Raw genomic sequence first — 22,534 nt, 5'->3', positions numbered from 1 at the left:
CGATTCAGCGGGGCGTGAGGACTTCCTTGCCGCCGACGAACGGCCGCAGCGCCTCCGGCACGCGGATCGAGCCGTCCGCCTGCTGGTGGTTCTCGACGATCGCGACGATCCACCGGGTGGTGGCCAGCGTGCCGTTGAGCGTCGCGGCGATCTGCGGCTTGCCGTTCTCGTCGCGGTAGCGGACCGAGAGGCGGCGGGCCTGGAACGTCGTGCAGTTCGACGTCGAGGTCAGCTCGCGGTAGGTGTCCTGCGTCGGGATCCACGCCTCGCAGTCGAACTTGCGGTGCGCGGACGTGCCGAGGTCGCCGGTCGCGGTGTCGATCACCCGGTAGGGCACCTCGATCTTGGCGAGCATCTGCTCTTCCCAGCCGAGCAGCCGCTCGTGCTCCGCCTCGGCGTCGGCCGGCTTGGCGTAGACGAACATCTCGACCTTGTCGAACTGGTGCACGCGGATGATGCCGCGGGTGTCCTTGCCGTACGAGCCGGCTTCGCGCCGGTAGCAGGACGACCAGCCCGCGTAGCGGTTCGGGCCGTCGTTCAGGTCGAGGATCTCGTCGGCGTGGAAGCCCGCGAGCGGCACCTCCGACGTCCCGACGAGGTACAGGTCGTCGTCGGCGAGGTGGTAGATCTCGCTCGAGTGCTGGCCGAGGAAGCCGGTGCCGGCCATGATCTCCGGGCGCACCAGCGACGGCGTGATCATCGGCGTGAAGCCGTTTTCGAGCGCCTGCGCGATGGCCATGTTGAGCAGGCCGAGCTGCAGCTGCGCGCCGACGCCGGTGAGGAAGTAGAACCGCGAGCCCGACACCTTCGCGCCGCGTTCCATGTCGACGCCGCCGAGTGCTTCGAGCAGCTCGAGGTGGTCCTTCGGGGTGAAGTCGAACTTCGTCGGCTCGCCGACGTGCTTGAGCACGGCGAAGTCGTCTTCGCCGCCGATGGGCGCGGCCGGGTGGACGAGGTTCGGCAGCGTGCGGAAGAGCTGGTCGAACTCCTCCGACGACGTGTTCTGCTCCACCTCGGCGGCCTTGACCTGCGCGGCGAGCTCCTTGGCCGTGGCCAGCAGCTGCTGCTTCTCCTCCGGCGGCGCCTTCGGGATCTGCTTGCCCAGGAGCTTCTGCTCGTTGCGCAGCTTGTCCGCGGCGGCGATGGAAGAGCGGCGCCGGGTGTCGAGGGAGAGCAGCTTGTCGACCACTCCCTCGTCTTCACCACGGGCGCGCTGCGACGCGCGCACGGCTTCCGGGTCTTCGCGCAGAGTCCTGGGGTCAATCACGAAGACAGAGGGTAGTCCGTACAGACTGTGCGGCCGTACTGGGTTATCCCGACAGTCTGATCGTTGAAGCGCTGTTCACGGCGTCCCCATACTCCAAGAAACCCCGGAGGAGGCGCCCCGATGACCGACGAGCTGCTCGCCCGGCACCGCGCTGTGATGCCGTCCTGGATGTCCCTGCTCTACGAAGAGCCGATCGAGATCGTGCACGCCCACGACCGCCGGATGACGGACTCGCAGGGGCGCACCTACCTCGACTTCTTCGCCGGCGTGCTGACGAACTCGATGGGCTACGACGTCGCCGAGATCGGCGACGCGGTCCGCAAGCAGCTCGACACCGGCATCCTGCACACCTCGACGCTGTACCTGATCCGGTCGCAGGTCGAGCTGGCCGAGCGGATCGCGAAGCTGTCGAACATCCCGGACGCGAAGGTGTTCTTCACCAACTCCGGCAGCGAGGCGAACGACACCGCGCTGATGCTGGCGACGCAGTTCCGGCGCAGCAACCAGGTGCTGGCGATGCGCAACTCCTACCACGGCCGGTCCTTCGGGACGGTCGCGATCACCGGCAACCGCGGCTGGTCGGCGTCGGCGCTGAGCCCGGTGAAGGTCAGCTACGTCCACGGCGGCTACCGCTACCGCAGCCCCTTCCGGGACATGTCCGACGCGGACTACATCAAGGCCTGCGTGGCAGACCTGGTGGACGTCCTCGACACGGCGACCGCGGGCGACGTCGCCTGCCTGATCGCCGAGCCGATCCAGGGCGTCGGCGGGTTCAGCCTCCCGCCGGACGGGCTGTTCCGGGCGATGAAGGAGGTCCTCGACTCCTACGGCGTGCTGTTCGTCTCGGACGAGGTCCAGACCGGCTGGGGCCGCACCGGCGAGCACTTCTGGGGCATCGACGCGCACGGCGTGACGCCGGACATGATGACCTTCGCGAAGGGCCTCGGCAACGGCCTCGCGGTGGGTGGCGTGGTCGCCCGCGGCGACGTCCTCGACTGCTTCCAGGCCCAGTCGTTCTCGACCTTCGGCGGCAACCCGGTGTCCATGGCCGGCGCGACGGCGGTGCTCGACTACATCAAGGACCACGACCTGCAGGCCAACTGCGCGGCCCGCGGTTCGCAGCTCATCTCGGGTCTCCAGGCCGCCGGGTCGCCGATCGTGGCCGAGGTGCGGGGCAAGGGCCTGATGATCGGCGTCGAGCTGATCAAGCCGGGCACCACCGAGCCTTTCGTGGCGGCCGCGGCCCGCATGCTTGAGGAGACGAAGAAGCGCGGCCTGCTGATCGGCAAGGGCGGCCTGCACGGCAACGTCCTGCGCCTCGGCCCGCCGATGACCCTCACCGCCGAGGAAGCCCAGGAGGGCCTGGACATCCTCGTCGACTCACTGGCGGCGACCCACGCGGCGCTCGCCTAGCAGCTCGGCGGTCGCTTCCCACAGCCGGCGCTCACGACCGCGGTCGTGGGCGACCGGCTGGACCTCCGTCAGCTTGTCCTTCACCACGAAGGCGCCGTCGCGCACGTGCGCCCACTTGTCGTCGACGGCCAGCGCGGCCAGGAGCGGCCCCGAGCGCTGGGGCGTCGAGACGCCGGGGATCCGGGCCAGGGCGCGGCTCATCGCCTGGAACGCCGCGGGCGCGCCCCGGCCCAGGGCGGTGCCGGGCATCCAGCCGGGCTCGAACACGGACACGTTGACGTCCGTGTGCCGTTGCAGCTCGTGGGCGTAGTAGAGGATCGCCAGCTTGGCGTTGGAGTAGGCGACGCCGGACGCCTCCACGCTCGGCTCGCCGGTGGCCGGGCGGGCCAGCTCGACGGGGTCGGCCCAGTCGGCCTCGGCCACGTGCAGCAGCTTGCGCCAGAAGTTGGCGTGGTAGGTGTTCGAGCCGATCAGCACGATCCGCGCCGGGGTGGTGAACGAGCCGAGCAGGTCGCCGATGAGCTGCGCGTGGGCCAGGTGGTTGACGGCGAACGTCAGCTCGTAGCCGTCGGCGGACGCTCGTCGCGTGTCGGCCGACATGACTCCGGCGTTGGCGATCAGCGCCCGCAGCGGCCGGACGGCGCCGGTGTCGAGCAGCTCGCGCGCGGTGGCCGCGGCGGCCCGGACGTCGGCCAGGCTCGCCAGGTCGCAGCCGATCTCGTGGACGTTCGCGCCGAGCGCGCGGGCTTCGTCGGCGACCGCGGTCAGGTCACGCCCGGCGCGGCCGACGAGCAGCAGGTCGGGTCGCCCGGGGCGGGCGGCCAGGGACAGGACGGTGTGCCGGCCCAGGTTGCGGGTCGGGCCGGTGATGAGCACGGTTCCGGGTTCGGTCATGGCTCCAGCCTGCGGAAACGCTCCGGCGTCAACCAGCCGTCCGGTTTTCGTAGGACTGCCGGGGCCAGGACAACCGCGGCGGGCTGCTCCAGAATGGCCGGGTGGAGGACTGGGAGTTCGGCCGGACGGTGCGCCGCTGGCGCGACCGCGTGGCGCCCGAGGCCGTCGGCGTGCCCGCGGGCCGCCGTCGCCGGGCCAGTGGGTTGCGCCGCGAAGAACTGGCCACCCTCGCCGGCATCTCGGCCGACTACCTGACCCGCCTCGAACAGGGGCGCGCGACCGCACCGTCGGCGCAGGTGGTGGAGGCGCTGGCTCGCGCGCTGCGCGTGTCCGGCCCCGAGCGCGATCTGCTCTACCGCCTCGCGGGGCACGCGGCACCCGGCCCGGACGTCGTGCCGTCGCGGGTCACCCCGAGCATCCAGCGGCTGCTCGACCGGCTGTCCCACACCCCGGTGGTCGTCTACGACGCGAGCTGGACGCTCGTGCTGGCCAACGCGCCGTACAACGCGCTCATGGGCGACACGACCGCCTGGCGCGGTCTCGAACGCAACGCGGTCTGGCGCAACGTCACGCGCTTGCCTTCGCGCGTCGTGCACACGCCCGAGGAGCAGGCCGAGCACGAAGCCCGGCTGGTGGCCGACCTGCGCCTGACGACGTCCCGCTACCCGGCCGACCACGCGTTGCGGCGCTTGATCACCGAGCTGACCGCGGGCAGCCCGCGGTTCGCCTCCCTCTGGGACGCCGAGCCGCCGGCGTTGACCGACCCGGCGCGGCGGAAGACGATCAACCACCCGGTCGGGCCGATCACCTTGGACTGCGACACCCTGCTCGTCACCCAGGACGACCTGCGGATCACGGTGTACACGGCCGAGCCGGGCACCGAGGACGCGAACCGGCTGGAGCTCGCCACCGTCCTCGGCACCCAGTCGCTGGAGATCTAGCCGCGCACGAAGCGAGCCACCTGCTCGGCCAGCTCCGCGCCCGCGTCTTCCTGCAGGAAGTGCCCGGCCCCCGCGATCACCGGGTGTTCCAGCCCCGCCGCGCCCTTCATCGAGCGCTTCAGGATCGGGGCCATCCCGCCGGTGATCGGGTCGCCGTCGGAGAACGCCACCAGGAACGGGATTTCCAGCTCCGTCAACGTCTTCCAGGCCGCGCGGTTGGCTTCCGAGGCCGGGTCGTCCGGCCGGAACGGCACCAGCGACGGCATGGCCCGCGGCGCGGCCTTGTACATCTCGTTGGGGAACGGCGCGTCGTACGCCGCGCGCTCCTCCTCCGACAGCGTCGACGTGCAGCCGGACTGGACGAACCGCGCGATGTCCAGCACCTGGGCGTTCTCGACGGCCTCGCGGAACTGGTGCCAGACCGCCGGCATGTCGACGTCGCCGGTGGGCAGGCCGGTGTTGGCCGCGACGACCCCGGCGAAGCGGGACGGGTTCTCGGCGACCAGGCGGAGGCCGATCAGGCCACCCCAGTCCTGGCCGACGAGGGTGACGTCGTGCAGGTCCAGCGCGTCGAAGGCGAAGCCGCGCATCCACTCCACGTGCCGCGCGTAGGTGTGGTCGACCAGGTCGCCCGGCTTGTCCGAGCGGCCGAAGCCGACCAGGTCCGGGGCGATCGCGCGCAGGCCGGCGGCGGCCAGCACGGGCAGCATCTTGCGGTAGAGGTAGGACCAGCTGGGCTCGCCGTGGAGCAGCAGCACCACGGGGCCGTCGGCCGGGCCGGCCTCCACGTAACCGACTCTGATCAGGCCGCCGTGCGGGTCGTCGAGCTCGATGTACCGGGGCTCGAAGGGGAAGTCGGGCAGGTCCGTGAACCGGTCGTCCGGTGTCCTCAGCAGGCGCACGAACCCCACGCTAGTGCGAACGGCAGAGCCGGGCCACGCAGCGCGTGACCCGGCTCACCAAACCCGGTTCAGGAGATGCCGACCGCCACCACGAGGCCCAGGCCGATGTGCGCGGCCGCGACCACGATGCTCACCGGCGCGAACTTCTCGCTCTCGATGGTCGACGCCACGTCGATGCGGGTCGCCCACTCCAGCAGCCGCACCGCGACCACCTGGACGATGATCCCGAGCAGGCCGTAGACCAGCGACGTGATCAGGCCCTCGGTCAGGTCACTCGCCGAGTTGAAGATCGCCACGACGACGATGAACGCCATCGACAGCATCCCGGACGCGGTCACGATGACCGCGTTCGGCAGGCCCTGCGTGACCAGCTTCGACAGCTTGCCCGGCGTGGTCCAGTCGATCGCGTAGAAGCCGGCGAACATCAGCAGCAGGCCGACGACGCCGTAGAGCAGGATCGCGCCGATCCCCCGCACGAGGTCGGAGCCGAACGTGTCGGACAGCGCAAGGGTCGTGTTCACGAATTGTCTCCCAGGGAAAGAGCTGATCAGCGACGGTGTTGTATCACGACTCGACGATGCGATGTGGGACAAATGCCGCACCGTCGTCGGTGACCAGGCCGCCGGTCTCCCGGATCCCCAGGCCGGCCGAGCTGTCGCCGACGATCCACGCGCCCAGCGCCGGCCGGTAGCCGTCGAACTCGGGCAGCGGGTCGAACGCCTGGTAGACGAACCCTTCGGCGCCGTACACGCCGTCGGTCTGGGTCTCGTAGCCGGTCGCGACGATCTGCACGTTCGCACCCTCGCGGCCCAGCTTCGGCTTCCGGACGTACTCGGTGAGCAGGCCCGGGTCGTCGGCGAAGGCGGGCAGCAGGTTCGGGTGGCCCGGGTAGTTCTCCCACAGGATCGCCAGCAGCGTCTTGTTGGAGAGGATCATCTTCCAGAGGGGCTCGATCCACAGCGTCCGCGGCAGCGACTCGACGGCGTTGCGGCCGAACTCCTCGTCGACCACCCACTCCCACGGGTACAGCTTCAGCACGGTCGCCATCTGCGCCTCTTCGAGGTCGACGAACCGCTTGAGCAGCGGGTCCCAGCCGATCTCCTCGATCGCCAGGCCCACCGTGTCGAGCCCGGCCTCGGCCGCGGTCTCCTGGAGGTACGCGGTGGTGACGTTGTCCTCGCCGCTCGGATCCGCCGCCGACCAGGTGAAGTGCAGCTCGTTCGACGGCAGCTTGTCCTGCAGGAACGACCAGCGCTCGACGAGCTTCTCGTGGATCGAGTTCCACTGGTCGTCGTCCGGGAAGACGTCGGTCTTCCAGTGCCACTGCAGCAGCGACGCCTCCAGCAGCGTGGTCGGCGTGTCCGCGTTGTACTCCAGCAGCTTCGCCGGCGACTTGCCGTCGTAGCGCAGGTCGAACCGGCCATAGACGTGCGGGTCCTGCCGCTTCCACGACTCGGCGATGTGCGGCCAGACCCACTCGGGGATGCCGAAGCGCTGGTAGCCCTCGGTCGTCACGACGTTGTCGACCGCTTCCAGGCACATCGAGTGCAGCAGTTCGACGTCGGCTTCGAGCGAGAGGACCTCGTCCATGTCGAAGACGTAGTGGACCGACTCGTCCCAGTACGGCCGCATGCGACCGCTGTTGTCGCGGGCCGGCGTGCCGTAGACGAGTCCCTGCTCCTCGACGATCCGCTGCCAGTCTCGCCGCGGCTCACGCCGGTCCCGGTACACCTAGGATCCCCCGCTCTTGCCGGTGCCGCCGGTGCTCCCGGTGCTGCCGCTCTTCCCGCTGATGCCGAAGCCGCCGCGCTGGACGGACTTGCCCGACTTGGTGTTCACGCTGGTCCGCGACGACGGCGCGTCGTACGAGCCGCCGGTCACGCGCTGGCCGATGGTGCCGGTGCCGCCGTAGTTGTACCGGTAGCTCTGGTAGCCGCCGGTGTTGATCGGCAGGAACAGGAAGCCACCGCTGGAGTAGCCCCCGTGGGTCGTGACGTAGTGCTCGTCGCAGTTGTCGTCGTTCTGGACGATGCCGTCCTTGTCGGTGCAGACGGCGGTGACCTCACCGGCCGGCTTGGCGACCGAGTAGAACGTCGCGACCAGGCCGACGAGGCCGACGGTCACGCCGCTGCCGATGAGGATCTTGCGCCGCGTGGCCGCCTTGGCGTCGGCCTGGCGGGCCAGCTCGGCGTCCCGTTCCTCCTGCGCGAGGGCCTGCTGACGGGCGCGCTGCTCGGCGACCGAAGGCTGGCGAGGCTGCGTATTCGAGTCCTGGAATCTCATCGAACCGCGCTTCGGCGGCTCGGGGGGCGGCTGGTCCCCAGTGTTGCTGTCCTGCGTCATGTGCGCTCCGTAATCCCGGCCACCACGAAACCGTGACCCACCCTAACCACCCTAGGTCGCGCACGTCGCGCGCGGCGCGGGCATCATGGACTGCGATGTCTCCCAGCGCCGATCGGTTCCCCACCGCCACGCAGACGCTGCGCACCCGCGTCGTGATGGGCGGGATCTTCGCGGGTGCGCTCATCGCGCTCGCCCTCAGCGTCCTGTTCACCGGCAGCGGCGGCTTCGCCGGCGGGGCCGGCGGCGGGGCGGGAAAGCTCTCCCCCGAGGCGGAGGAGGCGTTCCACTCACCCCCGGGCAGCTGCCTGACCTGGAACAACGCCGACGCGAGCGACGCGAACAAGGTGCCCTGCACGCAGCCGCACAAGTTCGAGGTGACCGCGCTCGTGGACATCGGCGCCCAGTTCCCGGAGGGCGCGCCGGCGCCGTCGCTGGAGCAGTGGCAGCAGATCGCGCAGCAGAAGTGCACCTCGGACGTGAAGCCGTACCTCGGCCACAGCCTCGATCCTTACGGAAAGCTGACGACCAACCTCCTGCGCCCGACGCCGTCCCAGTGGGACGACGGCGACCGCCAGCTGCGCTGCGGCCTGCAGTGGGCGGGCCCCGGCGGCACGCTGCTGCCGACCACCGGGCCGGCGAAGGAGCAGGACCAGTCGCCCGTCTTCGAGCCGGGCACCTGCCTCGCGCTGCTGGGCAAGGGCGTCGGCGATCCGATCGAGTGCACCAAGCCGCACTCCTACGAGATCATCGCGACCCTCGACCTCAAGTCGAAGTTCAAGGACGCCTACCCCTCACAGGACGACCAGAAGGCCTGGCTCGACACCGAGTGCACCAAGCAGGCCGCGGACTACACGGGCGGCGCCGACCTCGACGCGAAGCACCTGATCCTGACCTGGGACCTGCGGGAGCAGGAGAGCTGGGACGCCGGGTCGACGAAGGTCAACTGCAAGGTCGCGGCGAAGCTGCCGGACAACAGCGGCCTGCAGGCGGTCACCGGCAGCGTCAAGGCCGCGCCCGCCGGCGATGGCGGCCAGCCCCAGGACGGCGGCCCGCCGTCGGACGGTGGCGGCGGCCCGGCGACGTCGAGCTCGGCCCCGCCGTCGTCGAAGACCAACGGCTGATGCCCGTCGAGATGAGCCGGGAGCGCTTCGAGGAGCTCGTCTCGGAAGCGCTCGACGAGGTGCCGGCGGAGTTCGCGAAGGCGATGGACAACGTCGTCGTGCTCGTCGAGGAGTTCAACGACGAGGCGCCGGACATCCTCGGGCTCTACCACGGCATCGCACTGACCGAGCGCACGACGTCGTACGGCGGGGTGCTGCCGGACCGCATCTCGATCTACCGGCAGCCGATCCTCTCGATGTGCGAAGACGAGGACGAGGTCGTCGAAGAGGTGCTGATCACCGTCGTGCACGAGCTGGGTCACCACTTCGGCATCGACGACGCCCGGCTGCACGAGCTCGGCTGGGGCTGACCGGCAACTAGTAGTGACACCGTGACCACCATCGGGTGACCGTGCCCTTATCCTGTTACTCGACGTCATTGGGTGACTGCGATGTGTGCCGGGGGCCCCGATGGACAACGCGCGAAGACTCACGTGGCTGCTGACCTCGAGCGCGGCGTCGCACCTGGGCGACGGCATCGGCAAGGTCGCGTTGCCGCTGCTGGCCACGACGCTGACCCGGGACCCCGTGCTCATCGCCGGGTTGTCGGCCACCCAGTTCCTGCCCTGGCTGCTGTTCGCGGCGGTGGCCGGCGCGCTGGTCGACCGGATCGACCGGCGGCGGGCGATGGTCGTCGCGAACGCCGCGCGCGCCGTCGCCGTCGGCGTGCTGGCCGTGCTCGTGGCGACCGGCGGGATGACGATCTGGCTGGTCTACCTGACCGCGCTGGTCATCGGGACGGCCGAGACGGTCGCCGACAGCGCGGCCAACGCCCTGATCCCGGCGGTCGTCGGCGACGGTTCGCTCGACGCGGCCAACAGCAAGCTGCAGGCGTGCGAGATCGTCGGCCAGACGTTCCTCGGCGGCCCGGTCGGCAGCCTGACCTTCGCGCTCTTCGCGGCCTTCCCGTTCGTGCTCAACTCCGCCGGCTTCGCGATCGCGGCCGCGGTGCTGCTCGGGCTGGCCGGCACCTACCGCGCGCAGGGCGAGACGCACCAGCCGGCGAAGCTGCGCACCGAGCTGGCCGACGGCCTGCGCTGGCTGCGCCGGCACCCGCTGCTGCTGCGGCTGGTCGCCGTCGCCGGGCTGCTCAGCCTGGTCAGCGAGCTCGCGCAGGCGCAGCTGGTGCTGTACGCGCTGGAGGACCTCCACCTGTCCGACGCGACCTTCGGGCTCTTCGCGTTCGTCGGCGGGATCGGCGGGCTGCTCGGGGCGGGCATCGCGCCGCGGCTGGTGCGCGCGGGCGGCCGTCGCGCGGTCGTGGTCGGCGGCATCCTCTGCTGCGGCGCCGGGTTCGGCGGGATGGGGCTGGTGCGCTCGCCGGTCGCGGGCGCGGCGCTGTTCGGCCTGTTCGCGGCCGCGGTGGTCGCGGTGAACGTCGTGCTCGCGACCGCGCGGCACACGCTGGTGCCCGGCGAGCTGCTCGGGCGGGTGCTCGGGGTGTGGCGGACGGTCGTCTGGGGCGCGATCCCGGTCGGCGCCCTGCTCGGCGGCGTGCTGACCGAGGCGCTCGGCACCGCCGCGCGGACGTTCGCGGTGTCCGGGCTGGCCATGCTGGTGATCGCCGGGTTCGCCTTCGCGGCCTTGCGCCGGGTCTCCCTCGATGACAAATCGGACTCAGCCGCGGCGCTGACGCACCACGATCGGGGATTGTGAGCTGAAATACGTCATCACTCAGGTGACGGGAGGCGGCCATGCGCACCGCGGAAACCGGCGAAGAAGCCGGCCCCGACTACGACGAGCCCGCGGCTTCGGAGGAGTCCGAAGAGGTCAAGGCCCCGCCGCAGTCACGCCGGATGCTGGTGTTGTGCGCCGTCGCCGGGTTCGTGCTCGGCGGCAGCGTGCTCGGTCTGCTGTGGGGCCTTTCCGGCGTGCACGCCGGAGCGCTCGACGACGCCCTCGCGGCGTGCCAGGCCCTCGACCGGGTCGGCGAGCTGCCCGACACGAGCCGGGACGCGCAGCCGTCGCTGACGCCCGGCCTGACCCCGGAGCGGCTGCACCGGATGACGGCCGCACGCGAGCTGTCCGCGGCGGCCGCCCAGGTGAACGCCAACTACCAGCCGCTGGCCGACCACATCGACGGTGTCACGCGGATGGTGCTGAGCCTGCACTTCAACGACATCTCCGGCCAGCGGCACCTGGTTCAGGCGCAAGAAATCTGCGCCCGCATCTAGGCAGGGTGGACCGTCTTCACGGCCAGCTGGTTGCCGGGGATCTTCGTGCTCGCGCAGGCCGTGCCGTCGGTGGGCACGAAGTTCGACGCGGTCTCCTGCGGCAGGTAGATGCGCAGGCCCTTCACCGCGGTCGGCTGGCAGGTGCCCGAGTCGAAGTTCCGCACGTTGACGAACTGGATGTCGGCGGCCGCGGACTGGCCCGGGTTCAGCTTGACCGCGTTGCCCTTGGTGCCTTCGCGGAACGCGTCCTTGCCGACCTGGTGCCCGTCGTTGCCCGCCACGTAGGAGACCCCGGGGAAGCCCTGGATCTCGCACGGCTTCGCGCTGGTGTTCTTGATGAGCAGCGGCCGGTAGACCGAGCCGGCGCCGGCGTCGCCCTGGCCGAGGGACAGCTGGACGTCCCCGGCCTTGCAGAGCCCGTTGTCGGCGGGCGGCGCGGCGACCGGTGCCGACGTCGGCGCCGAGCTGGTCGCGCTGGGGGCGGACGTGGTCGCGGTGGTGGCGGTCGGCGACTCCGACGTCGACGGGGTCGAGCTGCTCGCCGCGTTCGTGGTTCCGCCGCCCCCGCAGGCGGAAAGCGCCAGTACGCCAGCCGAAGCCGCGACGACCGGGAACAACCGTGAAAGCTTCTTCCGAGCCATTTCAATCGCCTCCCTGGTGTGGTGCTACTGGGTGGACGTGCGGATCTCCGGCAGGTTGGGTCCCGGTGTTAATTCCCCACCAAACGTGTCTCAAACGTGACGGCAGCCCACTTTCGGGTTGCTCAGAGCGGGGTGTCGACCCAAGTCAGGCAGTGCCACTGCCCGTCCGGGCGTGCGTCGAGCTCCACCAGGCCGGTGTTCGGGATCAGCGCCGCGTTCGCGACGTCCGCGTGGACGTTCGCGGCCAGCCACTCACCGGTCAGCCGGATCGCGCCGCCGTGGCTGACCAGGGCGACCACGCCGTCCGGGTCGGCCTGCTCGTGCTTGGCGCGCAGCCGGCCGACCGCGTCGAGCATGCGGGTCCGCACGCCGATGCCGCTTTCGCCGCCGGGCATGGCCGGGGCCAGCTCGCCGAGGGTCCACTGCCGGACCGTCTCCATGTAGACGCGGATCGAGTCGCGGTCGGTGGCCCCTTCCAGGTCACCCGCGCCGACCTCCTGGACGCCGTCGACGACCTGGACATCGAGGCCGAAGTGCTCGGCCAGCGGCGCGGCGGTCTGCTGGGCGCGGGTCGCCTGGGACGCGTAGACCGCGACGATCGGCTCCCCCGCCAGCCGCGTCGCCAGCTCGCCGGCCTGGCTGCGGCCCAGCTCGGTGAGCGGCGGCCCGGGCAGCGCGGTGTCGAGCGCGCCGCGGACGTTCCCGTCGGTCTGGCCGTGGCGGATGAGCAGGAGCCTCACGCCAGCTCCCCCTTGCGGACGGCGGCCGCCCACCCGGCGGCGTCGGCGAAGTCGTCGTTGCCGAAGCCGGGCTCGATCGTGCTGCGGGTGCCGTCGGCACGCGGGTGCGAGCCGAGGAACCGCAGGTTGCGGCAGTGCCGGCGCAACGCCGTCAGCGCGTCGAGGATCCGCGGCTCGGCCACGTGCCCCTCGAAGTCGATGAAGAAGCGGTACTCGCCGAAGTTGTTCCGCGTCGGCCGGGCGTCGAGCCGGGTCAGGTTGATGCCGCGGTCGGCGAGCGCGGTGAGCAGCTCGGCGAGCGTGCCGGTGCGGTTGACGGCCGCGGCGACCACCGACGTCCGGTCGGCGCCTGTCGGCTCGGGCAGCGCGCCGGGCGCGCGGACCAGCAGGAACCGTGTGGCCGCGTCGGTGACGTCGGCGACCTCGGTGGCCAGCACCTCGAGGTCGTAGTGCTCGACGGCGACCGGGGCGCAGACCGCGGCGTCGAACTCGCCGTCCAGCACGCCGACCGCGGCGGCCGACGTCGAGGACGACGCCACCGGGTGCGCGTCCGGCAGGTTGACCTCGAGCCACTCGCGGACCTGCGCGAGCGCGTGCGGGTGGCTGGCGACGGTGCGGATCGGAGCGTCACCGCGGCGCTTCAGCACGCTGAAGTGGATCGGCAGGATGGCTTCGGCCACGGCGACCAGCGGGGTCGACTCGCTGAGCCCGTCGAGCGTGGCGGGCACCACGCCCTCGACGGAGTTCTCGATGGGGACGCACGCGGCGTCCGCTTCGCCCTTCCGGACGGCCGCCATGGCCGACCGGACGGTCTCGACCGGAATCAGCTCGTCGCCGGCGGCGAGGACCCGCGCGGCCTGTTCGGTGAAGGTCCCTTGGGGGCCGAAGTATGCGATCCGTGACACAGGCCCCAGGCTACGGGGGCGGACCGTGGCGACTTTCACTCGGACAGCCGGTACGGGAACCGGTTACGCCGGGTGGCATTTTTTGCGATGCTAGGGATGTGACCGCCGACTCGGGCACGCACACCGGCCGTGAGGGCACGCACCCGCCGGTCTCCCCTCGCACACCGGAGCTGGTGCTGTGCGCCGTCGATGAACCACTAGCCACCGCTTGGACGTCCGCCGCGCAGAAGCTGGCCGGCCGGGTCCGGGTGCACCGCGGGTCGGTGCTCGACGTCGTCGCCCAGGCGGTGGTCAGCCCGGCCAACTCCTACGGCTGGATGCGCGGCGGCATCGACGCCGTCTACGCCCGCGCGTTCCCGGGTGTGGAGCAGCACGTCCGCAGCGCGGTCCTGGCGTTTCACGGCGGCGAGCTGCCCATCGGCGAGGCCGTCGTCGTCCCGACCGGCGAAGCCGAGCCGGCGTGGCTGATCAGCGCGCCGACCATGCGGGAGCCCGCCGAGCGGCTGCCGGCCGACACCGTCCACCCCTACCTCGCGGCGCGGGCGGTGTTCCTGGTGTGGCGCGACGGCCGGCTCGACCACGGGCCGGTGCGGGAGTCCGTCGACACGATCGCGATGCCGGGGCTCGGCACCGGCGTCGGCGGCGTGGACCCGGCGACGTGTGCCCGGCAGGTCGCGGCGGCGTGGGACGAGGTCTTCGGGCACCGTCACCCTCGGTGATCACCGAAAACAGGGGGTGGACTAGATCACAGGGCGTTCACCGCGAGTAAGCCCTACCGTTGATCGCGCAGGAGAAACGTCCGCCAGCGCAGGCGACGGCCGGAGGAGTGTGCGATGACCCGGGTCCGCGAACTCAGCCCGTATGTCGAGCTGCACCGGGAACAATGGAAAGAACTGCGCAGTTCCACGCCACTGCCGCTGACGGGCGCGGAGCTGCTTCGCCTGCGGGGTCTCGGCGAGCAGGTCGATCTGGCCGAGGTCGCCGACGTCTACCTGCCGCTGTCCCGCCTGATCAACCTGCAGGTCGCCGCGCGCCAGCGGCTCTACGAAGCCACCACGACGTTCCTCGGCGAGGACTGCCGGAACACGAAGGTCCCGTACGTGATCGGCATCGCCGGGAGCGTGGCGGTCGGCAAGTCGACCACCGCCCGCATCCTGCGCACCCTGCTCGCCCGCTGGCCGGACCACCCCCGCGTCGACCTGGTCACCACCGACGGCTTCCTGTACCCGCGCGCCGAGCTGATGCGGCGCGGGATCATGCACCGCAAGGGTTTCCCGGAGAGCTACGACCGCCGCGCGCTGCTGCGGTTCGTCACCGAGGTCAAGTCGGGCGCCGAGCGCGTCGCCGCGCCGGTGTACTCGCACCTGGCCTACGACATCCTGCCCGGCCAGGAGCAGGTGGTGCAGCAGCCGGACATCCTCATCCTCGAGGGCCTGAACGTGCTCCAGCCGGGGCCGCGGCTGATGGTGTCCGACCTCTTCGACTTCTCGATCTACGTCGACGCGCACACCGACGACATCCAGCGCTGGTACATCGAGCGGTTCCTGGAGCTGCGGCACACGGCGTTCGCGGACCCGGCGTCGCACTTCCACCACTTCGCCGGCCTGCCGGACGACGAGGCCCGCGCCGAGGCGCGGCACCTGTGGCGTTCGATCAACGAGCCGAACCTGATGGAGAACATCAAGCCGACCCGGCCGCGGGCGACGCTGGTGCTGCGCAAGGACGCCGACCACACGATCAACCGCGTGCGGCTGCGCAAGCTCTGAGACCGGTTACGCCACCCATCACCCACATGCGTCTCAGGTGAACGCTGGGCGAACGACCGGGCACGGTTCGTTGCCTCTTCGCGACTCTCCGCGCCAGAACCCGGCCGATCGGCCGAGGTGCCGTAACCGGTTGGCCGATACCGGTACCGCCACGCGGAAGCGACCCTGAAGGAGTCAGGAAAACGGCTCTGAGCTGGGGAGGAGGCCCACGATGTTCGCGATGGTGCTTACGTGGGTCGGTGCGGTGCTCGGTCTGGTCCTGCTGATCGCGATGGCCGCCGGAACGTTCGTCGTCGACTTCGACGACCGGCTGCAGGAGCGCCGGCGCAAGGGAAAGCCCGCCGAGCCGGCGGGCCCCCTCCCGTAGCCGTCAGAGTTCGGTGAGCGCCTCGACGTAGGCGTCGGCGTCGTATTCGAGCGTTTCCGAGTCCAGCAGGGTGCCTTCCAGCGCGTCGATGAGCTGGTCGAAGATCTCGTCGCGCTCGAGCTCGCCCTCCTGCAGCCGCTGCGCGGCCTGCCAGGCTTCGACCGGCTCGTCGTCCCACAGCTGGTCGACGACGGTCGCGCGCAGGATCAGCCGCTGCTCTTCCTCGTCTTCGTCGGCCGCGCTGATGACGAGCGCGCGGCGCTGGTCCGGGTCGGTCGGGTCGAGGTCGACCTCTTCCTCGTCGATCTCCGCCGTCAGCGACGGCACCGCGAACATCCGGCGTTCGAACGCGTCGGCCAGCTCGCTGGGGGCCAGCTCGCCGATGTCGCCGAAGTAGCGCTCCAGCGGCGAGTCGTCCCCGTCGTCGTTGTACTCGCTCAGGTAGTCGGCGACGGCCTCGTCGAGGGCCGCGACCGCGGTCTCGGTCAGCCCGGCCCGCTCGGCCGACCACTGCACCCAGGCCAGGACCACGGGCTCGACGGCGTCCTCGTGGTCGGCGTCGAGCTCGAACTCCTCGCCCAGCAGCCCTTCGAGGAAGCGCGCGATCTTCTCCGGCCCGACGCGCAGCGGGTTCGCCGGGTCGGTCCGCAGGCCGTGCTCCAGGAGCAGGCTGCCGATGGCGCGGGCGGCGTCGGCTTCTTCGCCGCTCGCCGCGACGAACTGCTCGACGACGGCGGCGCGTTCGTCTTCGGTCCACGCGGCCACCTCGGGCACGAGCGCGGGCTCGGGCAGCGCGCGGCTCCACAGGAGCGCGACGGCGTGGAAGCGCGCGTAGTCCTCGCTGACGTCGGCCTCGTCGAGGTGGTCGGTCGCCGCGAGGCCGTCCGCGATCAGGCGGTGCGCCTCGGCGGGGTCGACCGCCTCCAGTACGACCAGCTCGGGGTCGGCCTCGGCCTGCTCGCGCATCTCGGCGAGGACGTCGGCGGGCTGCTCGATCACGACGAGGTCGCGCACCCGGCCGCCCTCGGTGAAGTCGAGCAGGGCGAGCAGGCCGTGGACCTGGTCGTCGTGGGCGAAGACGCAGAGCAGGGACGACTCGTCGCCGTAGACGTCCCCGGTGCGCCAGCACTCGCCGGCGGTGACCCGGCCCAGCGCGCCGGCCCAGTCCGGCGCGGGGATGCCGCGGCCGAGGACGACCTGCAGGCCGTCGTCGGCGGCCTTGCGCTCGACGTCCTGCTCCGCGACGACCTTCAGCGCGGCCAGCAGCGCCGCCGCGCCCGGCGTGATCTTGCGCTGCGCGAAAGCGATGAGCTCGCAGGCGACGGACTCCTCACCGTCCTCGAGCGGCACGTCGTGGAACTGGCCGAGCACCTCGGAGGCGAGCAGCTCGACGTCGACCGGAGCGGGGTCCGCGCCCAGCGCGGAGAAGTCGTTCAGGATGTCCTTGAACAGGCCGGTCACGCTGTGGGTGACGGGCTGCTGGGGTTTCTTGCGGGCGCGACTGACCGGGCTCATGGAGACATCGTTTCACGCGGGCTCTCGGGGGTTCCGGGTGGCGGAGCCCCCGGCCCGGGGCGAAGCCCCGGATGTCACAGAGCTGGTCGCGGTGGCCCTGGCGCGGGTCCCGCCGGGTGCTCGACGGGGAGGCGCCGAGCCGGACGGCGGAACAGGGCCACCGCGACATCGCTGGCCAGAGGCGTCATCGCCTTGGCGGGCCTTCGATGTCCCGGTGCACGTGAATCACCGGTTCAATCCGGTCAACGAGGTGTTCGGGAGTTGGTTACGGCCTTCGGCAAAGCGATCCGCGCGGTGCGGATTTCCGTGATCAGACGGGTTTTCCGCCGGTGGGTTTCCACCAGCGAAGCGAGGTAAGCGGTGAATTCGTCCGGCGTTTCGGCGCGCTTGTGCAAGGTGCGCAACAGCTTCAGCCGCCGCGCGGCCTCCTGGTAGGCCGCCGGGTCCTTGTGCTCGATGAGCTCCTCGACGTGCTCGCGGAACACCGGGATCGTCTCGGCCGGGTGCTCCGCGGCCCGCTGCTCGGCCAGCTCCCGCTTCAGCTCCGGCGAGGCCCCGAAGCGCACGCAGGCGCGCCAGGCCTCGTCGGGACGGCCGTCGTCGAGCAGGACGCGGGCCAGCTCGTCGGCTCCGCCCTCCGCGGCGCGTTCGCGCAGGCGGACCAGCGCGGCCCGGCGCTGCGCGGGCCATTTCCCGTCGGCCGTCGCGGCTTCGCGCAGCGCGGTGTACGTCTCGCGGCCCGGCTCGGCGTCGAACGCCTGGCGGCGCCGGGAAGTTTCGTCGTCGGGCGGTGACTGCTGCGGTGGCGGTGGCGGCTTCGGGTTCTTGTCCTGGGTGAGCGCGCGGGCGGCGTGCGCGATGGCCTCGCTGTGCCGCCCGGCGGCCCGCAGCACCCGGACGATCTTGAGGCTTATCTCGCGCCGCGGCGGTTTGGCGGACAGGATCGCGACCAGCTCGTCGACGTCGCCGAGCACCTCGGCCAGCTGTTCGCGCAGGCCCTCGGCCACCTCCCGGCGGTGGCCGGGGCCGCTCGCCGCGAGCACGTCGTCCACAGTGGACTTGATGCGGCGCAGGCCGGGCTCACCCAGCGCCGTCGCGAAGTCGGCCAGGTCGATCGCCGGGCGGCCGGGCCCGTCGAACTCGACTTCGAGGATCCAGTCGGCCAGCTTCTCCGGGTCCGGTGGCCGGGCGGCGCACGCGCGGGCGTAGAGCTCGACGGCCCGGTCCAGCCGTTCGCCGAGGTCGCCGGTGTGGTCTCCGGACTGCTCGAGCACCTCGCTGACGTCGTCGACCGTGCGGCGGGCCAGCGGCGCCAGGTCGGCGCGGCTGCCGGCGTCGAGCATCCGCTGCAGCGTGTCGAGGACCGCGCCGATCTTCGCGGTGTACTCGCCGTTCCCGTCGGTCACCGCGGTGTCGAGCAGCCGGTGCGCCTCGCTGACGTCACCGGATTGGGTGGCGGCGCGCAGTTCGAGCGTGTGCCGCAGCTCGGGGTCGCGCTCCGCCTGGGCGTGCAGCAGGTCCGCCAGCGTCTCCGCGCCCAAAGTGCGCAGGTAGGGACGAAGATCCGAGTGGGGACTCACGGGCACTAGTCTGCCCGACCCCGGCAAGCTGGCGTGTGGGCCAACAGCGTGCTCTTTTCGGCGTAATCCGTGACTCTCGGTGACGCGCTCACGGGCGGCGCAGGTCGTCGAGCACGGCTTTCAGCGGCCACGGCTCGGGCACGCGCGGCCGTCGTGACCGTGCGTGCCGGGGTCGCGGGATGGTCGCGCGGACCGTCGGCACCATGATCGGGACGACCGGCACCGGCACCCGCGCCACCAGCCGGCGCACGACGACGAGCAGGAGCGCGGCGCACAGCAGCAACGCCGTGCTCGCGGCGAGCGCGCCGGCGAGGGTGCGGCGGCCGTCGTCGAGGGTCAACTGCACGGCGTACTGGCTCTGCTGCGAGTACAGCAGGCCGAGCTGCTGTGAGACGGCGTAAGCGGCACTGCGCCACACGGACTCGGGGACGGGCAACGGTTCGGCGGCGGCGAGTGCGTCCTCGGCGGCGGTCAGCCTGCTCCAGTCGGCGCCACGGGTGAGCGACTCGTACGCCAGCCGCCCACTCTCGGTGAGCTGCGGGGCGAGCCGGTCCAGTTCGGCCCGGTAGGTCGCCACCGCGGCGGCGAACGGCTTGCGCGTCACGGTGTCGAGGCCCGCCAGGGCGAGGGAATCGGCGCGGTTCATGCCTTCGGCGACGGAAAGCAGCTCGACGGCCGTGGTCTGCTGGTAGCCGGATTCGGCGTCCGGCGCGTGGCGGGCGACGTCGCGCAGCGCGGCGATCGCGGTGTCGATCCGCTGGGTGAAATTCGCGTACGCCTCGGTGCGGTGGTCGGGCACCGCCATCGCCTCGCCGCGCTGGGCCTGCAGGGCGACCACGGCCCGGGCCGTGCGGTCCGCGGCGGCCGCCGTCTCGACGGCGCCGTCACGCGCGCGGTTCGCTTGGTGGATCAGGAAAACGGCGATCACGACGGCCACGACGACGAGCGCGCCACCCGGGACGAACGCGATGCACAGCATGCGGCCGCGGACGGATCGCAGGTACTTCAAGACGTTCCTTTCCCAGCCTCAAGCCCCGCAAGCATCCCGACGGTGGTCAACCTATTGAGTGAGAGATTCACCGGTCAACGGCAGTCCGCCATACGGCCGTTAGCGCACCGTGACCGTCGAGGACAATCGACGTCGTGACCTTCGACGACGTGACCCAGCGGCTGCGGGACTTCGCGGCGGCCCGCTCCTGGGAGCCGTACCACACCCCGAAGAACCTCGTGATGGCATTGTCCGGCGAAGCCGGCGAGCTGACGTCGCTGTTCCAGTGGCTGACGCCGGAGGAGTCGGACGCCTGGCGCGAGGACCCGGCGCTCGAGGCGAACGTCCTGGACGAGATCGCCGACGTCACGCTCTACCTGCTGCAGCTGGCGGACCGCCTCGGCGTCGACCTGGCGGCCGCGGCGCACGCGAAGATCGACCGCAACGAGCTGCGGTTCCCGCCCCCGGCCTAGCCCCAGAAGATGCCGTCCGGGTTGCGGTCGATCTCGGCCAGCAGCGCGGGTGGCGAGCTGGCGACCGGCGCGTCCGGGTAGGTCAGCCACCGCCCGTTGCGATCGGGCCGGCGCACCGACCAGATACCGAACTCGTCGAGCCGCAGCTGCGCGATCTTCTGCTCGGTCCACTCGGTCCCGGCTTCCGGCGACCGGCGCTCGACGATGGTGACCGACCGGCCGCGCGTGCGGCACTCGACCCGGACCTGGTCCCGCAGGCGCGCGGGCACGCGCTGGGCGCACCAGCGTTCGATCTGCCGCAGCGCGAATTCGGGGAGTGCCGCCATGCGGACCAGTGAACCGGACCGGCTCAGCCGCGCCGCACGGGGGCGAGCGCGGCGACGACGTCTTCGTAGGTCTGCTCGGGCACCCGCCCGTCGGTGGGCACCACGACGCAGTGCGGCCGCAGCGGCAGGTAGGCGGCGAGCTGGTCGTGGATCCGGCCGACGATCGCGGTGCCACCCCGCTCCTGCACGACGTCGTCGATCCCCTTGGTCTCGGCGTCGCCGTCGGCGACCCGGCCGGCGAACCGCTCGAGCGCGGCCGGCTTGGCGGCGGTGAGCAGGATTTCCCGGTACTCGACGCCGCATTCGGCCGCGGCGGCCTCGAAGGGAGCGATGTCGGCCACCCGGGTCGCGAGCTGCGGCATGACGACGTCGTGCCCGGTCCGCAGGTGCGTTTCGGCCATGGCGCGGGTGAGCAGCTGCGCGGCCTTGAAGGTCTCGAAGAAGGTGTCGCGCCAGCCGCCGATGAGCCGCACGACGTGATCGGTGTCGAGGTTGAGCACCCCGGGGTGCCGCTCGGCGTAGGACCGGGCGATGGTGGACTTCCCGATCCCGGACGGCCCGTTCAGGTGAATCAGTCGTGGCACCCGGCCGACGCTACCGAAGTCCGGGGCGCGGCGGCGCGGGTTCGGCGATCCACCAGCCCCCGAGCAGCGCGCCGACCCCGAGCACGGCCAGGAAGATCCCCGCGCCCAGCGTCGACCCGGCGAACATGGCGACGACGACGATGAACATCAGCAGCAGCCCGACACCCATCAGGAGCCGCCCACCCACGACGGCCGCGGTCCGGTCCGGCGCGACGACGACTGGCCGCGGCGCCGGCGGCGGCTCGAACCCGAGCTCGACCGGCGCGGCGCGAACGTCGAGCACGACGGCGCCCAGCTCGGCGGCGCGGGTCAGCCGGGGCTCGTTCACCGGCACCGTCGCGTCGACCACGAGGTGCGTGACGCTCGCGGTCAGTTTCTTGGCCGGCTTGACGCCCTCGGCGAGCACCCGCGCCCGCAGCCGGTCCGCCGCGACGGTGGTGCCGAGCACCAGGACCCGCGTCGGCTTCCCGGCCGTGCTGGGCCGCAGGTCACCGGCTTCCCCGACGCCGAGCGCGGTGGCCACCTGACGCAGCTCGCGGGCCTCGGCCGCGGTCACGACGCCGTCCCGTTCGGCGATCTCCCGCACGGCCACGACGAACCGCTCGTGCGTGGCGCGCACGCGGTCGGCCGGCCAGCCGGCCTCGGCGGCGAGCGCGGCCAGCTCGGCCACTTCGTCCGCCGTCAGGTGCTGGTCGGCGACGACACCGGCGAGAAGGTCCAGGTACGCGTCCCCGCCCTGGCCGGCCACGACCCGCTCGAGCGCTTCGGCCATCCAGCCGGGCTCGTCCAGTGGCTCCTCGGGCCGCGGCCGCACCGGCCCCACGGCGAACTGCGGCAGGGCCGGCGGAACGGGCGGCACGGCGAAGGTGAACCCGTGCCGGCCCAACAGGCCGACGGCCAGCTGCGCGACGGTCCGCGCCCCGGACAGGGCGGACGGCCCGGGCCGGGCCGCGATCCCGAACGCGTGCGCGACGGTGGCGAGCCGGTAGTTGGGCAGCGGCAGGGCGGCCCGCGCGGCGGCGAGGGTGCCGACGCCCGGCAGCACGGGCACCCGCGCGCCGATCCGCGTCACCTCGTGGCGCAGGAAGGCATCGACGAGCGGGAGATCGTGCGTCACGACGACACTGCCGCGGCAGAGGTTCAGCAGCGAGCCCAAGGCGGCGCCGAACGCCGGCGCGCCGTCGAGGTCTTCGCGCGTGATGCCGTGCACGACCGCCGGCCCGGGCGGGATCCCGGGCCCGGGATCGACCAGCGTCGAGAGCTCGCCGACGACGAAACCGTCGGCGCGGACTCGCACCGCGGCGAGCTCGACGACGTGGCCGGGCCGCAGGCCGGTGGTCCGGATCTCCAGCGCGGTGAAGTCGACGCCCGCCGTGGAATGGCCGCCGGCGCCGAGCAACGGGAGGGATTCGATCACGCCCGCTGGTCGTTCCCGCGGCCGCGGTTGTGACACCTTTTCCGCGTCGAACCGCGGTTCGTGACGAGATCGTGACGGCAACATTCCGCCGGATAACGACTGGTGGTCGATCACGACCCCGGGCGTAACAAGGGCGGG

25 protein-coding genes are annotated in these 22,534 nt (G+C 71.7%); 10 read left to right on the top strand and 15 right to left on the bottom strand.

Features of this window, described 5'->3' with window-relative positions; all coding sequences use genetic code 11:
* Positions 1–4: 4 nt before the first annotated feature.
* Entirely contained in the window at positions 5–1,267 is a 1,263-nt protein-coding gene (gene serS, locus M8542_RS26380) for a serine--tRNA ligase (RefSeq protein WP_257922920.1), read from the bottom strand.
* A 120-nt stretch (positions 1,268–1,387) separates the two neighbouring features.
* Between serS and M8542_RS26375 the strand changes: the two genes are divergently transcribed.
* The gene (locus tag M8542_RS26375) at positions 1,388–2,680 is read left to right on the top strand and encodes an aspartate aminotransferase family protein (RefSeq protein ID WP_257922919.1); all 1,293 of its coding nucleotides are present in this window, start codon (positions 1,388–1,390) and stop codon (positions 2,678–2,680) included.
* Here M8542_RS26375 and M8542_RS26370 read toward each other — a convergent pair.
* Entirely contained in the window at positions 2,648–3,574 is a 927-nt protein-coding gene (locus M8542_RS26370; RefSeq protein ID WP_257922918.1) for an SDR family NAD(P)-dependent oxidoreductase, read from the bottom strand. The two genes, M8542_RS26375 and M8542_RS26370, sit on opposite strands and share 33 nt — an antisense overlap.
* Positions 3,575–3,675: 101 nt before the next feature.
* Here M8542_RS26370 and M8542_RS26365 point away from each other — a divergent pair, with 101 nt between their 5' ends.
* Positions 3,676–4,515, top strand: coding sequence for a helix-turn-helix transcriptional regulator (locus tag M8542_RS26365; RefSeq protein WP_257922917.1), 840 nt, complete (start codon positions 3,676–3,678; stop codon positions 4,513–4,515).
* Here M8542_RS26365 and M8542_RS26360 read toward each other — a convergent pair.
* The 4 genes from M8542_RS26360 to M8542_RS26345 are packed head-to-tail and all read right to left on the bottom strand — an operon-like array spanning position 4,512 to position 7,700.
* A complete protein-coding gene (locus M8542_RS26360) occupies positions 4,512–5,426 on the bottom strand; it encodes a haloalkane dehalogenase (RefSeq protein WP_257922916.1) in 915 nt (304 codons plus the stop codon). The genes M8542_RS26365 and M8542_RS26360 overlap by 4 nt on opposite strands.
* Before the next feature lie 59 nt (positions 5,427–5,485).
* A complete protein-coding gene (locus tag M8542_RS26355; RefSeq protein WP_257922915.1) occupies positions 5,486–5,938 on the bottom strand; it encodes a DUF350 domain-containing protein in 453 nt (150 codons plus the stop codon).
* A gap of 43 nt (positions 5,939–5,981) precedes the next feature.
* Entirely contained in the window at positions 5,982–7,148 is a 1,167-nt protein-coding gene (locus M8542_RS26350) for a glutathionylspermidine synthase family protein (protein ID WP_257922914.1), read from the bottom strand.
* Positions 7,149–7,700, bottom strand: coding sequence for a hypothetical protein (locus M8542_RS26345; protein ID WP_257922913.1), 552 nt, complete (start codon positions 7,698–7,700; stop codon positions 7,149–7,151).
* A gap of 155 nt (positions 7,701–7,855) precedes the next feature.
* On the opposite strand from M8542_RS26345, the gene M8542_RS26340 reads away from it, so the two are divergent.
* The 4 genes from M8542_RS26340 to M8542_RS26325 all read left to right on the top strand — a co-directional run bounded on the left by M8542_RS26340 (position 7,856) and on the right by M8542_RS26325 (position 11,094).
* Positions 7,856–8,881 (top strand): septum formation family protein, encoded by a 1,026-nt coding sequence (locus M8542_RS26340; protein WP_257922912.1) that lies wholly within the window; start codon positions 7,856–7,858, stop codon positions 8,879–8,881.
* A complete protein-coding gene (locus M8542_RS26335; protein ID WP_257922911.1) occupies positions 8,881–9,231 on the top strand; it encodes a metallopeptidase family protein in 351 nt (116 codons plus the stop codon). Before M8542_RS26340 ends, M8542_RS26335 begins: the two co-directional genes overlap by 1 nt.
* Before the next feature lie 100 nt (positions 9,232–9,331).
* On the top strand, positions 9,332–10,576 hold the full coding sequence (locus M8542_RS26330) for an MFS transporter (protein ID WP_257922910.1): 1,245 nt from the start codon (positions 9,332–9,334) through the stop codon (positions 10,574–10,576).
* 38 nt (positions 10,577–10,614) lie between these two features.
* Positions 10,615–11,094 (top strand): hypothetical protein, encoded by a 480-nt coding sequence (locus tag M8542_RS26325; protein WP_257922909.1) that lies wholly within the window; start codon positions 10,615–10,617, stop codon positions 11,092–11,094.
* On the opposite strand, the gene M8542_RS26320 is transcribed toward M8542_RS26325, so the two are convergent.
* The 3 genes from M8542_RS26320 to pheA all read right to left on the bottom strand — a co-directional run bounded on the left by M8542_RS26320 (position 11,091) and on the right by pheA (position 13,380).
* Positions 11,091–11,735 carry a DUF4232 domain-containing protein gene (locus M8542_RS26320; RefSeq protein ID WP_257922908.1) on the bottom strand — a complete coding sequence of 215 codons (645 nt, stop codon included), beginning with the start codon at positions 11,733–11,735 and terminating at the stop codon, positions 11,091–11,093. The two genes, M8542_RS26325 and M8542_RS26320, sit on opposite strands and share 4 nt — an antisense overlap.
* A gap of 122 nt (positions 11,736–11,857) precedes the next feature.
* Positions 11,858–12,475 carry a histidine phosphatase family protein gene (locus M8542_RS26315; RefSeq protein WP_257922907.1) on the bottom strand — a complete coding sequence of 206 codons (618 nt, stop codon included), beginning with the start codon at positions 12,473–12,475 and terminating at the stop codon, positions 11,858–11,860.
* Positions 12,472–13,380: a prephenate dehydratase gene (gene pheA, locus M8542_RS26310; protein WP_257922906.1), complete on the bottom strand. Its 909-nt coding sequence runs from the start codon at positions 13,378–13,380 to the stop codon at positions 12,472–12,474. The genes M8542_RS26315 and pheA overlap by 4 nt, the downstream gene beginning before the upstream one ends.
* A 98-nt stretch (positions 13,381–13,478) precedes the next feature.
* Here pheA and M8542_RS26305 point away from each other — a divergent pair, with 98 nt between their 5' ends.
* From M8542_RS26305 to M8542_RS26295, 3 genes are all read left to right on the top strand, one after another.
* Entirely contained in the window at positions 13,479–14,099 is a 621-nt protein-coding gene (locus M8542_RS26305; RefSeq protein WP_257922905.1) for a macro domain-containing protein, read from the top strand.
* A gap of 114 nt (positions 14,100–14,213) precedes the next feature.
* Positions 14,214–15,146: a type I pantothenate kinase gene (gene coaA / locus M8542_RS26300; protein WP_257922904.1), complete on the top strand. Its 933-nt coding sequence runs from the start codon at positions 14,214–14,216 to the stop codon at positions 15,144–15,146.
* A 220-nt stretch (positions 15,147–15,366) separates the two neighbouring features.
* Positions 15,367–15,513, top strand: a complete 147-nt coding sequence (locus M8542_RS26295; RefSeq protein ID WP_257922984.1) for a hypothetical protein — start codon at positions 15,367–15,369, stop codon at positions 15,511–15,513.
* A gap of 3 nt (positions 15,514–15,516) precedes the next feature.
* Here M8542_RS26295 and M8542_RS26290 read toward each other — a convergent pair whose 3' ends face one another.
* From M8542_RS26290 to M8542_RS26280, 3 genes are all read right to left on the bottom strand, one after another.
* Positions 15,517–17,028, bottom strand: a complete 1,512-nt coding sequence (locus M8542_RS26290) for a hypothetical protein (protein ID WP_257922903.1) — start codon at positions 17,026–17,028, stop codon at positions 15,517–15,519.
* 242 nt (positions 17,029–17,270) lie between these two features.
* Positions 17,271–18,608 (bottom strand): hypothetical protein, encoded by a 1,338-nt coding sequence (locus tag M8542_RS26285; RefSeq protein WP_372508601.1) that lies wholly within the window; start codon positions 18,606–18,608, stop codon positions 17,271–17,273.
* Positions 18,609–18,696: 88 nt separating this feature from the next.
* Positions 18,697–19,617: a nitrate- and nitrite sensing domain-containing protein gene (locus M8542_RS26280; RefSeq protein WP_257922902.1), complete on the bottom strand. Its 921-nt coding sequence runs from the start codon at positions 19,615–19,617 to the stop codon at positions 18,697–18,699.
* A 134-nt stretch (positions 19,618–19,751) separates the two neighbouring features.
* Between M8542_RS26280 and M8542_RS26275 the strand changes: the two genes are divergently transcribed.
* Positions 19,752–20,069, top strand: a complete 318-nt coding sequence (locus M8542_RS26275; RefSeq protein WP_257922901.1) for a nucleotide pyrophosphohydrolase — start codon at positions 19,752–19,754, stop codon at positions 20,067–20,069.
* On the opposite strand, the gene M8542_RS26270 is transcribed toward M8542_RS26275, so the two are convergent.
* Genes M8542_RS26270 through M8542_RS26260 form a run of 3 tightly spaced genes read right to left on the bottom strand, consistent with a single transcriptional unit; the run spans position 20,066 to position 22,396 of the window.
* Positions 20,066–20,395 (bottom strand): DUF3024 domain-containing protein, encoded by a 330-nt coding sequence (locus M8542_RS26270; protein ID WP_257922900.1) that lies wholly within the window; start codon positions 20,393–20,395, stop codon positions 20,066–20,068. The two genes, M8542_RS26275 and M8542_RS26270, sit on opposite strands and share 4 nt — an antisense overlap.
* A 23-nt stretch (positions 20,396–20,418) precedes the next feature.
* Positions 20,419–20,979: a P-loop nucleotide/nucleoside kinase family protein gene (locus M8542_RS26265; RefSeq protein ID WP_257922899.1), complete on the bottom strand. Its 561-nt coding sequence runs from the start codon at positions 20,977–20,979 to the stop codon at positions 20,419–20,421.
* A gap of 10 nt (positions 20,980–20,989) precedes the next feature.
* The gene (locus tag M8542_RS26260) at positions 20,990–22,396 is read right to left on the bottom strand and encodes a 3'-5' exonuclease (RefSeq protein ID WP_257922898.1); all 1,407 of its coding nucleotides are present in this window, start codon (positions 22,394–22,396) and stop codon (positions 20,990–20,992) included.
* Between the last annotated feature and the right edge of the window lie 138 nt (positions 22,397–22,534).

This window comes from Amycolatopsis iheyensis (assembly GCF_024703995.1).
Taxonomy (GTDB): Bacteria; Actinomycetota; Actinomycetes; order Mycobacteriales; family Pseudonocardiaceae; genus Amycolatopsis; species Amycolatopsis iheyensis.
The sequence above is the reverse complement of the archived record's forward strand: the minus strand, read 5'-3'. Positions and strand labels throughout refer to the sequence as shown.

Bases quoted from the DNA above. Each gene is read 5' to 3' on its own strand.
- M8542_RS26320 (WP_257922908.1), bottom strand. From the start codon at position 11,735: ATGGCTCGGAAGAAGCTTTCACGGTTGTTCCCGGTCGTCGCGGCTTCG.
- M8542_RS26325 (WP_257922909.1), top strand. From the start codon at position 10,615: ATGCGCACCGCGGAAACCGGCGAAGAAGCCGGCCCCGACTACGACGAG.
- M8542_RS26270 (WP_257922900.1), bottom strand. From the start codon at position 20,395: ATGGCGGCACTCCCCGAATTCGCGCTGCGGCAGATCGAACGCTGGTGC.
- M8542_RS26290 (WP_257922903.1), bottom strand. From the start codon at position 17,028: ATGAGCCCGGTCAGTCGCGCCCGCAAGAAACCCCAGCAGCCCGTCACC.
- M8542_RS26370 (WP_257922918.1), bottom strand. From the start codon at position 3,574: ATGACCGAACCCGGAACCGTGCTCATCACCGGCCCGACCCGCAACCTG.
- M8542_RS26330 (WP_257922910.1), top strand. From the start codon at position 9,332: ATGGACAACGCGCGAAGACTCACGTGGCTGCTGACCTCGAGCGCGGCG.
- M8542_RS26340 (WP_257922912.1), top strand. From the start codon at position 7,856: ATGTCTCCCAGCGCCGATCGGTTCCCCACCGCCACGCAGACGCTGCGC.
- M8542_RS26375 (WP_257922919.1), top strand. From the start codon at position 1,388: ATGACCGACGAGCTGCTCGCCCGGCACCGCGCTGTGATGCCGTCCTGG.
- M8542_RS26335 (WP_257922911.1), top strand. From the start codon at position 8,881: ATGCCCGTCGAGATGAGCCGGGAGCGCTTCGAGGAGCTCGTCTCGGAA.
- M8542_RS26295 (WP_257922984.1), top strand. From the start codon at position 15,367: ATGGTGCTTACGTGGGTCGGTGCGGTGCTCGGTCTGGTCCTGCTGATC.
- M8542_RS26345 (WP_257922913.1), bottom strand. From the start codon at position 7,700: ATGAGATTCCAGGACTCGAATACGCAGCCTCGCCAGCCTTCGGTCGCC.
- coaA (WP_257922904.1), top strand. From the start codon at position 14,214: ATGACCCGGGTCCGCGAACTCAGCCCGTATGTCGAGCTGCACCGGGAA.